The organism is Agrobacterium sp. K11 (genome assembly GCF_059429395.1).
This window is the reverse complement of sequence record NZ_JCAHRB010000017.1, coordinates 1-14,682: the sequence shown is the minus strand read 5'-3', so window position 1 is coordinate 14,682 and position 14,682 is coordinate 1. Positions and strand designations below refer to the sequence as shown.

At 57.5% G+C, this 14,682-nt stretch carries 16 protein-coding genes and 1 pseudogene; 5 read left to right on the top strand and 12 right to left on the bottom strand.

Going from position 1 to position 14,682, the window contains the following annotated elements:
• Window positions 1-35: 35 nt before the first annotated feature.
• The 3 genes from AC5SEO_RS25150 to AC5SEO_RS25140 form a co-directional block, all read right to left on the bottom strand.
• Entirely contained in the window at window positions 36-347 is a 312-nt protein-coding gene (locus AC5SEO_RS25150; RefSeq protein WP_111800951.1) for a type II toxin-antitoxin system RelE/ParE family toxin, read from the bottom strand.
• Window positions 344-595, bottom strand: coding sequence for an antitoxin (locus AC5SEO_RS25145; protein WP_003519379.1), 252 nt, complete (start codon window positions 593-595; stop codon window positions 344-346). The genes AC5SEO_RS25150 and AC5SEO_RS25145 overlap by 4 nt, the downstream gene beginning before the upstream one ends.
• A gap of 359 nt (window positions 596-954) precedes the next feature.
• On the bottom strand, window positions 955-3,135 hold the full coding sequence (locus AC5SEO_RS25140; RefSeq protein ID WP_112154504.1) for a prolyl oligopeptidase family serine peptidase: 2,181 nt from the start codon (window positions 3,133-3,135) through the stop codon (window positions 955-957).
• A 17-nt stretch (window positions 3,136-3,152) separates the two neighbouring features.
• On the opposite strand from AC5SEO_RS25140, the gene AC5SEO_RS25135 reads away from it, so the two are divergent.
• Window positions 3,153-3,770: a hypothetical protein gene (locus AC5SEO_RS25135; RefSeq protein ID WP_162633044.1), complete on the top strand. Its 618-nt coding sequence runs from the start codon at window positions 3,153-3,155 to the stop codon at window positions 3,768-3,770.
• A 15-nt stretch (window positions 3,771-3,785) separates the two neighbouring features.
• Here the strand turns inward: AC5SEO_RS25135 and AC5SEO_RS25130 are convergent, their stop codons facing one another.
• The 5 genes from AC5SEO_RS25130 to AC5SEO_RS25110 all read right to left on the bottom strand — a co-directional run bounded on the left by AC5SEO_RS25130 (window position 3,786) and on the right by AC5SEO_RS25110 (window position 7,413).
• On the bottom strand, window positions 3,786-4,115 hold the full coding sequence (locus AC5SEO_RS25130) for a hypothetical protein (RefSeq protein WP_112154502.1): 330 nt from the start codon (window positions 4,113-4,115) through the stop codon (window positions 3,786-3,788).
• 32 nt (window positions 4,116-4,147) lie between these two features.
• A complete protein-coding gene (locus tag AC5SEO_RS25125) occupies window positions 4,148-5,467 on the bottom strand; it encodes a sensor histidine kinase (RefSeq protein ID WP_112154501.1) in 1,320 nt (439 codons plus the stop codon).
• Window positions 5,464-6,138 carry a response regulator transcription factor gene (locus AC5SEO_RS25120; RefSeq protein WP_112154500.1) on the bottom strand — a complete coding sequence of 225 codons (675 nt, stop codon included), beginning with the start codon at window positions 6,136-6,138 and terminating at the stop codon, window positions 5,464-5,466. Before AC5SEO_RS25120 ends, AC5SEO_RS25125 begins: the two co-directional genes overlap by 4 nt.
• A gap of 361 nt (window positions 6,139-6,499) precedes the next feature.
• Window positions 6,500-7,129, bottom strand: a complete 630-nt coding sequence (locus AC5SEO_RS25115) for a substrate binding domain-containing protein (protein WP_495364130.1) — start codon at window positions 7,127-7,129, stop codon at window positions 6,500-6,502.
• Window positions 7,024-7,413, bottom strand: a complete 390-nt coding sequence (locus tag AC5SEO_RS25110; protein ID WP_495364129.1) for a LysR family transcriptional regulator — start codon at window positions 7,411-7,413, stop codon at window positions 7,024-7,026. Before AC5SEO_RS25110 ends, AC5SEO_RS25115 begins: the two co-directional genes overlap by 106 nt.
• Before the next feature lie 116 nt (window positions 7,414-7,529).
• On the opposite strand from AC5SEO_RS25110, the gene AC5SEO_RS25105 reads away from it, so the two are divergent.
• Together AC5SEO_RS25105 and AC5SEO_RS25100 are read left to right on the top strand one after the other, a co-directional pair.
• Window positions 7,530-8,066, top strand: coding sequence for a hypothetical protein (locus AC5SEO_RS25105; RefSeq protein ID WP_112154499.1), 537 nt, complete (start codon window positions 7,530-7,532; stop codon window positions 8,064-8,066).
• A 12-nt stretch (window positions 8,067-8,078) separates the two neighbouring features.
• Complete coding sequence (locus AC5SEO_RS25100; protein ID WP_112154498.1) at window positions 8,079-9,065, top strand: NAD(P)H-quinone oxidoreductase; 987 nt, start codon at window positions 8,079-8,081, stop codon at window positions 9,063-9,065.
• 952 nt (window positions 9,066-10,017) lie between these two features.
• On the opposite strand, the gene AC5SEO_RS25095 is transcribed toward AC5SEO_RS25100, so the two are convergent.
• Window positions 10,018-10,944: a LysR family transcriptional regulator gene (locus AC5SEO_RS25095; RefSeq protein WP_112154496.1), complete on the bottom strand. Its 927-nt coding sequence runs from the start codon at window positions 10,942-10,944 to the stop codon at window positions 10,018-10,020.
• 99 nt (window positions 10,945-11,043) lie between these two features.
• On the opposite strand from AC5SEO_RS25095, the gene AC5SEO_RS25090 reads away from it, so the two are divergent.
• Together AC5SEO_RS25090 and AC5SEO_RS25085 are read left to right on the top strand one after the other, a co-directional pair.
• On the top strand, window positions 11,044-11,367 hold the full coding sequence (locus AC5SEO_RS25090; RefSeq protein WP_495364128.1) for a hypothetical protein: 324 nt from the start codon (window positions 11,044-11,046) through the stop codon (window positions 11,365-11,367).
• Between the two features lie 18 nt (window positions 11,368-11,385).
• Window positions 11,386-12,048 (top strand): alpha/beta hydrolase, encoded by a 663-nt coding sequence (locus AC5SEO_RS25085; protein ID WP_495364127.1) that lies wholly within the window; start codon window positions 11,386-11,388, stop codon window positions 12,046-12,048.
• Window positions 12,049-12,192: 144 nt separating this feature from the next.
• On the opposite strand, the gene AC5SEO_RS25080 is transcribed toward AC5SEO_RS25085, so the two are convergent.
• The 3 genes and pseudogenes from AC5SEO_RS25080 to AC5SEO_RS25070 form a co-directional block, all read right to left on the bottom strand.
• Window positions 12,193-13,002, bottom strand: coding sequence for an alpha/beta hydrolase family protein (locus tag AC5SEO_RS25080; protein WP_112154495.1), 810 nt, complete (start codon window positions 13,000-13,002; stop codon window positions 12,193-12,195).
• Between the two features lie 191 nt (window positions 13,003-13,193).
• Window positions 13,194-13,844, bottom strand: a complete 651-nt coding sequence (locus tag AC5SEO_RS25075; RefSeq protein ID WP_495364126.1) for a hypothetical protein — start codon at window positions 13,842-13,844, stop codon at window positions 13,194-13,196.
• A 275-nt stretch (window positions 13,845-14,119) separates the two neighbouring features.
• A pseudogene (locus AC5SEO_RS25070) lies at window positions 14,120-14,626 on the bottom strand (integrase core domain-containing protein); the annotation flags it as partial.
• Window positions 14,627-14,682 lie beyond the last annotated feature (56 nt).

The window sequence follows — 14,682 nt, the reverse complement described above, 5'->3', positions numbered from 1 at the left end:
TCTTGCGCTCGCATAATCTCGCCTCCGTCCAAACTTCATTCGTTCAGACGATCTACTAAACGCTGCAACAGATCCATTCGTTCGTGAAGAATCGCTACGATGAGGGCTGGCGCATGCTCTCGAGGTAGACAAAAGACGTAGTGGTGCTGGCATCGCGCCATTCTTAACGCCGGATAAAGCGCAGTCATGTCCTTGAAAGAACCTCTGCCCTCGGCGAGGGTTGAGATACCTCGCTCCAAACCCCAGACGTAGCGGCGCACATGTGCAGCGCCCCATTGCGCACGCGTGTAGCGGATTACCGAACGTAGATCTGATTCAGCCTCCGCGGTAAGGATATAGGCAGTCAAGCACGACCCTCGGAAATCTCCTCATCGAGGATATCACCTACGGTTTTAGTCGACAGTCTTCCGGCAAGCCCCTCATTGACGCGCGTGTTCATCAACGTCTTCAACTCCTCCCAGGCTCGTTCTGCGTCTGTGTCACCGGGGAAGAGGCGCTCAAGTGCATACTGCTTGATTGTCTTGCCCTGCAAAGCTGCCAGCGCCTTCAGGCTTTGGTGTTGTTGGTCCGTTATGTCGATCGTCAATCGGCTCATCTGACGCATCTCCTAAACTTAAAAACCCACATTAACACATATGTTGGGATATGGCCACCTCCGCTGATATTTAACCCGATGACCCTTGGAGGGCTTTGCCGCCGATCCCCCCACCTTGCTCCGCTCGAGCACACGCCCAATCGCCGGACGTTTTCGTTTTGCTCATGAATACATTCAAACCTCCATCGCACATTTATCAGAGGTCTCGTTACCCAAGGAAATGTCGAGAGACCGCACATCTTTAACCAGCTTGAACGCGAGACCAAAAAGAATGTCCACGTCGTGCCGACGAGTTTGGGTTGAATGCTCCGCCTCTGACCGCAGATGTGCGGACACATCGCTGCTGTATTAGAGCTCCTCTACCCTCTTATTTTCAGACCCGTCCAATGGGCGGCAAACGCCAGCATATCGGCTGCTTCCTCTATCAACTTCGTCGTCGGCTTGCCCACGCCGTGGCCCGCACGGGTGTCGACCCGCAGCAGCCGTGGGCGCGGCCCGGGATCAAGGGCCTGCAGCGCGGCGATATATTTGAAGCTATGGGCCGGCACCACGCGATTATCCGCTTCACCCGTCGTTACCAGGATCGCCGGATAGTGCCTGGCCGGCTTGACGTTATGATACGGCGAGTACGACAGCAGATTGCGGAAATCCTCCTCGCGGGCGGGATTGCCGTATTCGCCAAGCCATAATGCTCCGCCAGTGAATTTGTCGAAACGTAGCATATCCATGACGCCGACGCTCGTTAGCGCCGCTGCAAACAGGTCCGGACGCTGGTTCACGACCGCACCGACCATCAAGCCGCCAGCAGAATCGCCGTAAATCGCAATGCCATTTGGCGGCGCCATCTTGCTCACGTGCAGATATTCGGCCGCGGCGATCATGTCATCAAAGCTGTTTTGCTTCTTCAGGCCGCGCCCTGCCTCGTGCCAGGCCGCGCCGTACTCGCCGCCGCCACGTATGTTGGCGAAAGCGACTGCGCCGCCCTGCAATATCCATGGCGTCAGCATCGCGGAATAGGCCGGTGGCATGCTGAGCCCAAATGCGCCGTACCCGGTCAGAAGGGTCGGGACCGGTCCGACCGTGTCCTTCCGGCGCGCAATGAACATCGGCACGCGCATGCCATCATTTGAACGGAAGAAGCGCTGTTCGACAGTGATCGACGCCAGATCCGCGCCGATCGCGGGCTCTACCCAGGCAACCAGCTGTCCGGTCTCAACGTCGTACTTGTAGACCGTCTCGGCCTGGTTAAAGCTGCCATAGAGGATGAAGGCTTCTCGATTGCCCGGTTCGCCAAAAACAGCGTGCACGCTACCCATGCCGGGGAGTTTCACAACACCGTCGGGACTTCCATCGAACCGGAGCCGGCGCATCTCAAATTTTACATCGACGAAGTATATTGCCAGGATCCGATCGCCAGCGATGTATGCACCGGTCAGGTGGGCATCCTGCTCGGGCACGACGTCGATGAAGACGGGCTCCGAACGGGCGAGATCCACGCTGACGATCTTCGATCTTTCCGGCCCCTTGGTGGCAGTCAGCAGAAGTTTTGTACCGACATTGCCGATGACAGACCACCGATCAGTCGAATTTTCAATCAGAGTTCGAGATGATTGATCACCCTGCTCCATATCGACCACCGAGACATCCGCATGAATCAGATCATCGGTCGAGTAGATGATCATGTAACGGCCGTCGGAGGTTAGCCCAGCGGAATTGACTCGCCCCGGCTTCGACGGCGTTGCGAAGAGCAATGTATCGTCCGCTTGGGGCGTACCGATCCGATGGAAGTAGATCGCGTGGTTGATAAGGCCCGTGGCGTCGGAAACGCCGGGCATTGGTTTCGGGTATCGCGAGTAATAAAATCCCGATCCGTCATTTGCCCATGCGATCTGCGTCATGCGAGCCCCCGACACAACGTCGCTCGTCACCTTGCCGGTTGCCACATCGAGAACGCGGATGGTGCGCCAGTCGCTGCCACCGTCCTGAACGGCATAGGCCACATATGCCCCGTCTCGTGAAGCTCTCCATTCCGCGAACGTGATGGTGCCATCCGCCGACCATGTCGCGGGATCAAGCAGAATGCGCTCTCGGCCGGCATCACCATGCATGACCAGCAGGGGTTGGTTCTGGCCTCCGACTTTCCGGGTAAAGAAATAGCGGCCCCCGCTCCTCTGTGGGATGCCGATGCGCTCATAGTCGAAGGTCGAGTCGAGCGATCGGCGGAAGGCGGCGCGCCCTGGAAGGTAGGAGAGATACTTTGCGGTGAGGCGCCGCTGCGCGTCGATCCAGGAAGCGACATCCGTGTCGATGCGAGGATCGCCCTCGAGCCACCGATAAGGATCGGGCACCGACACACCGAACTGCGTCTCGACGACCGCATCGCGCTTTGTCTGAGGATAAACGATCGGTTTGGTATCAGGATTCGGCAACGAAACGTTCGCCGTGTTTTCTCCCGCCAATCCAGTTCTCTGCGTGCCCGCCACAACGGCGAACGCGCAGATTGCTTTGCCGAAGCGTCGCCGGGACATCAACGGCACCATTGTGGCCGCTCCCCGCGTTGGCGCGCACGCTCTGCTTCACGGTTGCAGCGCATCCTGCGGACGGTCTCCACATTATTGCGCGCAGCTTCGGCATTGTTTCGCTGCTGCTCGGACGCGTTGAGCAACGCATCGTCGCGGCGGCGCTGCTGGTCCATCATGCATCTCGTATAATCCCTCCCGTGAACCGCGCCGAAACTTTCGCAGGTTCTGCTGTCCTCCCGGTGCGCTTCGCGGCCCCAATCGATAGCGGATGCGGTGTCCGTGATACCAGCACTCAGAAGCGCGGCGAGCGCGATCAAAATAGCTCTATGCCGACTGGTAGGGTTGTGTCTTATCATGTCCTTGGTCTCCTTTCGGCGCCCTCATTGGCGATGGCGCTAGAAAAACAGGACAAGATTGCGAGAACATGGGATCGGGAAATAAAATGCTGGCAGGAAATGCTTCGCATCGTACGATCCTGCAGCCGTCAGTCACGCTGGCGGCCGAGCGTGGCTATCGCGCCCTCAACGATCCAACTCCGAAACCTCAAAATCCAGGATCGATTGGCTCGCCAGGAGGAACTCGACGCCCCAGAGACGGTCCTTTCAGCAGAAACATGCGAATCTGCCGGTATTCGAGCGTTCGCAACCGGCTGAAACTCAAGGAGGATTCTAATCTCTGCCGCTTCGCCAGTAGTGGTCGATGATGTGCTGGCCATTGTTGACAATCCGTTGACCCAGCTCCGGATCGCCGCCTTGCATGGTATGCGGATCGCCGCCGCAGAGGCTGATGAAGGCAACTTGCTGAACCGTGAACAGGAAATAGTCTTTGCTGGTTGGCTCGAACTGAAGACCCGCCTTTCCGAGTCTTCCCGCGACTTCGGCTGCCGCCTCATCGATCGCTTTGAACACCGTCTCCAGCATCGAGTGCTCTGCAGCTTCGCGGATTTCCAGAAATTTCTGTTGCTCGGGCGTCGGCAAGGCGCAGGACTTCTCGTTCATAGGTTCTCCATAGCGTCTGGTTGGCGGTCCTGTCACTGTAAGCTGAATTCGGCACGCACGATGGTTCCCCCGCCGGGCCCGCTGAAGATCGAAACCCTGCCATCGTGCCGCTCAATGATCTGTTGCACCAGGTTCAGGCCGACGCCGCTGCCCGTCGAACGTGGTCGCAGGCGATGGAAGGGTTCGAAGACGCGATCGCGTTCTTCAAGGGGTATGCCCGGACCATCGTCTTCAACCTCGAAGCCTGAACCTGTCACGCGCAGAACGACATGGCGCCCACCGTGCTCGATCGCGTTCTGGACGAGGTTTGTCATAACGCGTTCGATTGCACCCGCATCACCGCGAAGCGATGACGCGTCTTCGATCTGCACCTCTATCGCGTGCGCTGATGCAATCAACAGCGGCGCCAGATCCGCCGCAACGCGACGGGCGAGAACTCCAAGATCGACGCGTTCCTTGGTCTGATCGGCATCCAGCCGCTGAATATCGAGCATCTGCTCGGCGAGATTGCTCAGACGTGCCACGTCGGCGCCTAGCTTGCGTGTCGCTGGTTCGGTCGCTGTGTCAATTTTCAAGCGCAGGATGGCGATGGGCGTGCGTAACTCGTGTGCGGCGGAGGCGATGAAACGACGCTGCTGTTCATAGCCCTCGTCAAGCCGACGAAGGGCGTCGTTCACGGCGCGCACCAATGGCGCGATCTCACTTGGCACGTGCTCCTCGCTCAGGCGCCGCCCACGCCGGTTCGCGTCGATCTGCTCAGCTTCCCTGGCGATTCTGGACACGCCGGCAAGTGCTCGCCGCACGATCCACGGCGTCACGAGCAGAGAGATCAGCGCCAGCGCGAGGAAGATGGGAATGACAATGACATTGGACGCGAGCAGAACGACGAGACTGACGCCTGTCAGCTTACCATGTCCCAGGATCGTCAGCGCTCCGGTCGGAGCGATCTCGCGCCGGATCACCGCCGACAACCGATAGGGGGGATTACGGTCGCGCAGATGCGCATAGGATAGATCCTTCAACCGCCCCACAAGCGATGCATATTGCGACGGGATGTCGCCCAACGTCACGTTTCGGCCGGTGTCGTCCTCAGCGACGAACCAAAGGTCGGGAGATTGATCACGAAGCTCGGCGAGCTCGGCTGTTTCGCGGATCGAAAGCCCACCATCCTGATCCCGGACGATCGCGCGCGCGATCACCGGAGTTATCGCCTCGTCGGTATAGAGCCCGCCGCTGTCCATGCGAAGCGCCAGAGCCATGAAGAATGTGCAGGCGATCAGCAATGTCGCCAGCTGGAAGATCAGCGGCTTGACGATCAGCGGACGCTTCAGCGACGGCGGACCTCGCTTCATGTCAGATCCTTCAACAGGTAGCCAACACCCTTGATCGCATGGATTTCGACCGCGGCATTCGCTTCAGCGAGCTTGCGGCGAAGACGCGAAATGTGAGAGTCCAGCGTATTCGATTGCACTTCGTCATCGAAACAGAAAACGGCCTGTTCCAAGGCCTCTCTCACCACCGTTCTACCACGACGTTTTACGAGCGCCGCTAGAGCGCGCAACTCCCGGCGGGTAAGTTCGAGCCTCGCGCCACTGACGCTGGCCTCGTCGTTCGTGACGTCGAAGACAAGCGCCCCGACATGGATTTCCTCACTTATAAGATCTGCGGGTCGCCTTCGAACCGCGCGAATGCGGGCAAACATCTCGTCGACATCGAACGGCTTGGTAAGATAATCATCAGCGCCGTTGTCAAGGCCGGCAATGCGGTCTGTCACCTCACCGCGTGCGCTTAACACGATGACCGAAAGGCCGGGGTGGGTTTCACGCAGTACTGGTAGGAGCGATAACCCATCCCCATCCGGGAGAGTACGATCAAGCAATACAAGATCATAGGCTCCGGACATGGCTGCTTCCTGTGCCATCGAGATGCGGCCCGCCTGATCGACAACGAAGCGCTCTCGCTCAAGCGCAACTCGCAGCGCATTTGCGAATTCTGCTTCGTCCTCGACGATTAATATTCTCAACGATCACACCTCCCATCGCCATCGTGCCGGGATTGAATTCTTTAAGTCCGCCATAGACTGTTGCCGCACTCTGTTCTTATTATCGCAACATTGCAAAATCCTGGCGTAATGGCATTCCTCTCCGATGGAGGCGCTGCACATTTACTTCCCGAGTCGCCGTCATCAATCCGCGGCGCTGCGTGCAGTTGTTGGTTTCTTGAGAAGCCGATCCTAAAGCTGCCCGATCCTGCTTGGGCGCGAGACGCTGTTCTTGCCTTCTCCCTTATGTCTAAACGCCTTGATTGGAATCGAACACCGTAACCGGTAACAATCAGCGGCAAGCTCATACTTTTAAGCTGACAAGCTTCCTTTCATGGGAAGCTTAACTCCAGCGCGGCGGTGTTCCGATATGATTTTTGAGCGCCTCGGTGAATGTCCTGATTTTCGCAGATGGCACTTGGAGCGCACGAAGAAGGTAGATCCCGGAAGACCGTTCATTCCATGCTTCGCCCGACAGCGGAAGGCGGACAAGCTCACCTTGCTTGACGGACGGCCCCGCGACCCAGCTCGGCAGAAACGCCACACCCATCCCGGCGATCGCAGCCCCGTTCAACGCTTCAAAATCGTCGGACCGGAATACGACGCGCTCGCACGCTTCCCCTGTCGGCGCCCCAAGAATATTAGACCAACCGAGAAGATCGTTGCCATGGAGCTTATCGAGGACACGATGTTGGCGAAGCGCATCTGCACTTTCCGGCACGCCGTAGTACTCAAGATATGCAGGGCTCGCCACGACGATGCGATCAAGAGGCGCCAACTTGGTGGCTATCAGCGAGCTGTCCTGAAGATCACCCATCCTCACCACCAGATCGAGCCGCTCTGCGACCGGGTCGGCCAGCCGCTCGGTCAGATCCAATTCGACATGCAGGCTCGGATATTCCCGTGCGAGAGATGCAAGTACGGGGATGGCGTAGCGTTTTCCGAATGTCGGGAAACAGGCGATCCGCAGCATGCCACTGACCGAGCCATCGAAAGCGGCAACCTCGCGTGGGTATCGGCCAGGTCATTGAGCAGGCGCTGGGCGCGTTCAAAAAGGTGACGTCCCGCATCCGTCAAAGACAGTGCCCGGGTCGAGCGAACGAGGAGCGCAACACCGAGGTCCTGCTCCAGCGCATCGATCTGCCGAACGACAGCCGAGGGCGTGACGGCCCGGCGCCGAGACGCCGCCGAGAAGCTTCCGGTGCGGACGACATCGACGTAAACCGAGAGATGTTCTGCGAAGCGTGGGTCCCTCATCTTCGCCTACGACGCAAAACCGTTTCGACCATTCAGTTCGTTATCATTTGCAGGCATTCGGAGCACTTTCCTTCTCGTCAACGGGCGGTCGCCCAACAAACAGAAGGAATACTCCCATGGTCAAGGTCCTCGATACAATTCTCTCCCAGTCCGCCTATTCCGCGGAGATCGACGTTCCGCTCGAAAAGGTCGACGTTGCTGACTGGCTGTTCAACCTGCCCGAAGCCGAATATCTTCGCTGCTGCCCTCCCGATCATATCGCTGCCGGCGTCACGTGGACCGATGACGGACGCCGGATGTCGATCAATGTCGAGCAGATCGGTTCGGGCCTGGTCATACAGCACTATGTGACCGAAGTCGCCGAGCCCGCCTATTGCCGCATGAACTCGATCTCGGATGTGTTCACAGCCAATGGGCGCACGAAGGTCAACGTCGTCTGGGAATTGATGGCCGAGAAGATCGACGACAACAGGACACGCTACACCAACAAGGTAACAGCCCATCCCACTGACGCGTTCATGAGCTTCATCCAGGAGCATGGGATCAGCTACGAAGATGCGGCTGCGGCCCGTCAGGCCGCAGGCGGCGACCACAACAGCCGCGAGACACCACTGTTTGCTGCCAGCATCGCCCGTCGAGCACTGTCGAAGTAAGGAGACGTTGCGATGAAAGCGATCATGTTCGATGACTTCGGAAGCGCGGATGTCCTACGGCTTGGCGAAGCTCCCATGCCCGAGGTCCGCCCCGACGACATCCTGGTCAAGGTCATGGCGGCCGGTGTCAACCGAGCCGACCTTCTTCAGCGGGAAGGTGTCTATGGCTCACAAAGCTACGGCGACAGCACTATTCTCGGGCTTGAAGTCGCTGGTGAGGTCATCGCCATGGGGGACGGGGTGAGCGGATTTGCAGTCGGAGACCGTGTTATGGGCATTGTCGGGGGCGGCGCCTACGCCCAATATGCGCGCCTGGACTACGGGATGGCCGCTCCCATACCGGCCGGCATGCCACTCACCGACGCAGCCGCGGTCATGGAAAGTTTTGTCACAGCGTGGGAGGCGCTTTCAAATCTCGGGAAAGTCGCAAAAGGTGAGACCGTCCTCGTTCACGCTGCGGCAGGCGGTATCGGATCGGCTGCTGTCCAGCTCGCCAAGGCAGCAGGAGCGACTGTGCTGGCCACGGCATCTGCAAGCAACATCGAAAACGTGCTGACACTCGGCGCGGATGCGGCCTTCGACTACAAGCAGGTCGACTTCGAGGCAGAGATCATTGATGCGGCCGCTTCTCGCGGTGTCGATCTGATCATCGACTTTGTCGGTGGGTCCTACCTCGCCCGCAATATCCGCAGTCTTGCGCCTGGCGGTCGGCTTGTTCAGGTCGGCCTGCTGGGACGGGACAACAATGCCATCATTCCCCTCGACATCGTTCTTCACAACCACCTGCAATTGATCGGCACGGTCATGAAATCCAGGTCGCGGTCAGAAAAACGAGCGATGATCGGCCGGTTCAGGGAACAGGTGCTGCCGAGGGTTGGCCACGAGCTGAAGCCGGTCATTGGAGCGACGTATCCGCTCACCGCTGCATCGGATGCCCATCGCCGGATGGAGGCCGGCGGATTGTTCGGGAAGGTCGTTCTGGCGGGCTTTCATGAATGACACTGGCATATGGTGTACTACCCGCGCTTTGATGGGGATCGAACTAGTGTTCTTCGGGGTAGCCAAGCTAAGCCATTGAACTGAAAGGTCGGCAGCATTCGGAAACTTGGAAGGACGCTGCGTAGCCTCATCGAGGCTAGCAGATGGCCGCTTATTGTCACCTGCCATCTTGCGCTTTGCGCCAAGAGCGGACATCCGGCGACAGGAGGCGCAATCGTAAAAATCGCGCCAAGGTAAGTTCTGCCGGAAGCCTCCGACGTTACGCGCTGGAGGAATGCTGAACATCCTGCTGTATTAGAGCGTGTAGTCGCGTGGAGGCTGATGCCGTGGCGCTAAACGTGCACCAAGCATCCGCGGTCGGTAATGGACAGGGAATTCAAAATTTAGCGGATCTGTTTACACCAGCGAAAGCGGCAGATGCTCTACTCCCGAAAAAGGGGATGGCATGAGCTGGCAAGCAAGGGTTGCGGAGCGTCTCAAAAAGACCGAGGCACGGACGGAGCGGCAACGAAACGCAATTGAGGAGAAAATGGCTCGGGAAAGACCTGTGCGCGTGCTGGGGCGCGTGTGGCGGGACTTTCGCGAGTGTTGTCATATCATAACAAACAGCCGACGTTACCAGGCACGCATACGCCAACTTTATATCGTTTTCGGCGCAATGACTGGCTTGTTAATTTCGGCACCAACCCAAACGTCGCCGCTATTATGGGCAGCCGGCGGCGGTCTGCTCGGCTTCCTGATCTATCGGATAAGGCGTCGCGCGAAACTTGAACGCTACAGGCAAAATCGCCGATATTAAGTGCGTTAGCATGGTTAAAAGCTGCAACCGGGATGCCTATAGAGATCGGCCCGGGACAGATCAGGTCCGCTTCGGGCCGACTGCGGTCTTCCGCTTCGCGCCAACACCGGTCAGTCAGGACAGTTAGCGCTCCTGCCCATCCGATTGAGGTGTCTACGCGGGAAAGTCTTCATTGGAGCGGGTGGACCGCTGCCAATAATCCACGAATGCGCGGAGCTTTGGTAGCATCTGCTTGCGGCTTGGGAAGTAGATGAAAAAGCCGGGACTGGAAGGCATGAAGTTTTCAAGGCACGCTTCTAGCCGTCCATGGCGTATGAGAGGTTCGACAATAACACCGATGTTGTAGGCCAGGCCAATGCCCGCCTGTGCAGCAGCAAGAGAGGCTCCAGGTTCATTTACGATAACGGATCCTTTAACAGCCATGGAGAAAGGCCGCGCACCACTCTCACTGGTGGACTCCACAAAATCCCATCGGTAAACCGCGCCTCCTGCAAGTCGGATGTTGATGCAGTCGTGATGCCCAAGCTCCACCGGGCACTGCGGCTTGCCGCGCTCAGCGAAGTAGGCAGGCGACCCCACGACCATTCTTGGAGACGCCTCGGTGAGCCTCACAGCAACCATATCCTGTGCAATCATTTCACCGATCCGGATGCCCGCGTCGTAACCCTCCTCGACGACATCGACGAAGCGGTCTTCGAAAACAAGTTCAAGTTCGATGTCCGGGTATGCCTCGGTAAATCCTTTGATCATGGGCTCGATAAGCGTCTGCGCCACGAAAGGAACACTCAATCGTAGAAGACCTTTCGGCTTATCCACCAAGCTCCGAGCGGCCTCGAACGCGGCCTCCACGTACGTGATGCCCGTCGTTACCTGCTCGAGGAACAACTGTCCCGCTTCGGTCAGACCGACGGAGCGTGTCGTGCGAGCCAGCAGGGGCGCACCCACACGCGCCTCCAGTTGTTTGATAGTCCAACTGACCGACGCGGGAGTGACGCCAAGCTCGGTCGCAGCAGCGGTGAAGCTACTTCGTTCGGCGACGCGGGTGAATACGATGATCCCGTCGAGCGCGTCCACCTGCATTATCAAATCCTCTTTATAAACTCATTCGATTTTTGACAGATTATCAAATGGAGGTCTACCCGTTATTCATTTCGATAATACGAGAAGGAGTGTCCACGAATGCCTATCGCGTCGATCACCCGTCGAAACCTCGGCCTTGGTGTTGGGGCAAGCGCCATTCTCTTCAGCACAGGAAATATCGTTATGGCCCAGACACTTACCGAGAAGACGCAGCCCAAGCCGCAGAAGGTCAGTTTCGAGAGCGGAGACGGGACTGTTGTCGCCAATCTCTACCTCCCAGAAGGGCGCGATTCATCGCGCCGCTATCCAGCGGTTGCTGTTGGCGGTTCTTTAACTTCCGTAAAGGAGCAGATGGGCGGCAACTACGCTGGTGAGCTTGCTCGACGGGGGATCATAGCGCTTGCGGTCGATTACCGAAAATAGGGCGAGAGCAGCGGTGCAATGCGTCAGTTCGAAGACCAAGCCTCCAAGGTCGAAGACCTATCGGCCGCGCTCCGTTTCTTGAAGAAACGCGGTGATGTTTCCGGAACTGGGATTCTCGGCGTCTGCACCAGCGGAGGTACAGCACTTTATGCAGCGGCAAAGGACAAGAATGTAGGCGCACTAGCCACCGTCGCGGGCTTTTTCTCTGATCCTCAACTGGTGCTGAAGATATTCGGAGGCCAGGAGGATGTTGATGCCCGGATCGCGGCAGGTCGTGAGGCACGGAAGCGCTACGATGAGACCGGGGCGATTGAAACGGTCTTCGCCTATATGCCAAACGATAAGACTGCAGTGAGCGCCAGCCCGAGTGAATACTACATGGACCTGTCGCGCGGAGGCGGCGTCCGTGCCTGGCGGAACGAATTCGCAGTGATGGGTTGGGAGCAGTGGCTCGCTTTCGATCCCCTATCGCAGGCTCGCCACGTCCAGGCACCGACGCTCGTGGTGCACTCGGATGGCGCGGCTTTTCCTGATCAGGCGCGTAAGGTTCATGACCTAGTCGGCGGCCCGAAGGACCTATTCTGGGCGGAAGGCAAGCACTTCGACTTCTACGACCAGGCGGGAACGGTGCGGCAGGCGGCAGACAGCGTTGCTGCGCACTTCCACAGCACGCTGGGTTGACGGACGCTCAGCACGACGAGGAAATCCGACGACGGCTTTGGGCCGATAACGGCCCTTAGCGCTGGTGCGCCAATTGCAGTCTTCCGCTTCGCGCCGTAGCGGCGAAAAACCAACATTGAAAATCGCAGTCCGTCCACATGATAATCATTTTAGACGAGTCTTGAAATAGTTGACGGTCGCGTCCGTCAGTGTGTTTAAGGTCTGCACACCAGTTGCGGTGTTGAACGCGTGGTCCATGGCAGCCTCCCAAACAGAATGCTCACCCCTGTGGGCTGCGGCAAACTTTTTCGCGGTTCCTTGCGGTATGGCGTCGTCGAGCGTGCCTTCGGCAATAAATGCAGCCCCGGTATAATTGGACAGCTCCGCTATCGGATCAAACCACGATACCTCGGAGGAAAATGAGTGTCCCAGCGTCACGGACGCTCCCCAAGGCAAAGTCACTGTCGTTGGTTCTTCGCTGTTTAGGCCTTTGATATATGCATCTTGGCCGACCAGTTGGGGGAAAGACACCTTGGGCTCCCCCACAGAAGCCCAAAGTGCCACGCCTGATGGTCGATTGGTTCGACCAGCTGCAGCCGCTGCGACCAGTCCGCCTTGGCTCCAGCCCAGCAGGATGACTTCACCATTACCAAGATCGGGTTGGGTCTCGATGAAATCCATCGCAGCCAAACAGTCATCAATCTGCGTCGAATAGCTCGTTTCTTGGATGGAGCCGTCACTGTCACCCCAGCCCCGGAAGTCTATTCGAAGCGAAGAGTGGCCGTGATCGGCCAACCTGGTCGCGACGTGTTCGAATATCCCTATTCCGAGAGATGGGATCGCAAGTTCATTTCGGGTGCCTGCGAAACCATGAAGAAGCAAAAAAGTCGAGCGATTAGGAAATTTCGCATAACAAACCGTTCCAGCGACCCTATGCAGGTCCGAATTGAATAAAACTGTTTGCTCTAAAGCCATGAGCAAAATCCTCGGTAATCGGCGGGGAAAAGGCAAGAGCCTCCTGACTTGGAGGGGAGGTTGGTGAGCCACTTTTATTGCTCAGTAAAACTACGCCGCCCAACGGAAGCGTGATTCCCAAATCGACACGATTGGTTAGACGAACGTCTCGGATATCCGGGGACGCAATCCTGTCTTACGGCCACCAGGTATCAGTTGCTCCAACCAATCTGGAACCGGTCAAATCGGACTTCACTAATGGGATGTCCTGACGGGTCGAGTCTGATCGAGCGAAGCACGAGGTTCCGGTTGGCAGAGTAATATTGTTCGAAAATTATCGGAGGTAGTCCCTGTAGCTCCACGCTGCTTTTCACAACCCAAACCGGATACGAGCATAACCCGATTGTTTCCTCGGCCCATTTTTCGAAGGTGATGGTAGTCGTGCCCGCAATCGTTTTCTGACCATTTAGGAACAGCGTTGTACCGGATCGCCAATTTCCCTTTTGTGGCAAATCGTCGAGCGTCGTCGCATCCGCGTAGGTCAGCTCTTGCAAGCCCTTCGCGCTGATTCGTTTGGTGACGAGCAAGGGGTGCAGATATTCCGCCGATATTGGGTCCAGTGATGCGTGTCGTGCCATCAGGCGCTGCTCGGTTAACCCCGATTGGGTCGGTTTGTAGAAGACGGAGAAGAACGGTTGCTCTCTGGTGAGGAGCACACCCTGCTTGGTTTCTTTTGGGGTCAAGCAATGTCCAAACGCTGGAACAGCTGAAACTATACCAGCCAACAGGAATAAACTTCTCAGCACAGCCGCTCTCCCTAACCTGCATCGCTTACTGCTACCATAACGCTTAAAAATAGTCATTCGAGCGCATTTTTTGTGATCCCCCATTTGAAACCGCCCGAATAGGGCTCCGTTGCTGCAACTCTGAACACCATTGCAGACGCCGAGCGATCTGTGCTGACAATGAATGCGAGACCTATCTGTGGCGGCTCATGCCGACTTGGGGCGATGGCGCAATGTTCATGTTCCTAGATCAAGAAGAACTTGAGGCTTACCGCTTCGATAAAGCCGTGGGAATCTCTCAGTTCAGTTTAGGACGCCCGGCCGACTCAGACGCACGCCTTTAACACGCTTGACTAGATGTGGAACCTCAACAGGTTGTCCCGGTTGAGGCCGAGGCGACTGATTGGTGTTTTTGATTTTATCCCGCCATGAGGGCGATGCCAATTGTACATGTGCGTCCAGTTTGGCAGGTGCGTTTTGCGTATCTCTGATGATGGATATGGACGTGCATACGCCCACTCCCGCAAGGCGGTCTGAATGAAGCGCTCGGCCTTGCCGTTGGTTTTTGGCGTGTAAGGTCTGGTTCGAATGTGCTTGAGGCCGAGTGCTCGGCAGGCTTTGGCAAACTCCTTTGCGACATAGCAGGAGCCGTTGTCGGTCATCACCCGCGTAACCGTGACGCCGAGGCTTTCGTAATAACCAACGGCTGCCTTGAGGAATACGATGGCGCTGACGGCTTTTTCGTCTGGGAAGATGTCGGTGAAGGCAATGCGAGAAGCATCATCGATGCAGACGTGGACGTATTCCCAGCCCACTCCGCGTGAGTTGCTTTGGCCCGTCCTGTCACCTGTGATCCGGTGACTGTTTAGCGGCAATCTCGATGAGATTCAGCGTCAATCAGGATGAGACTCGCGCC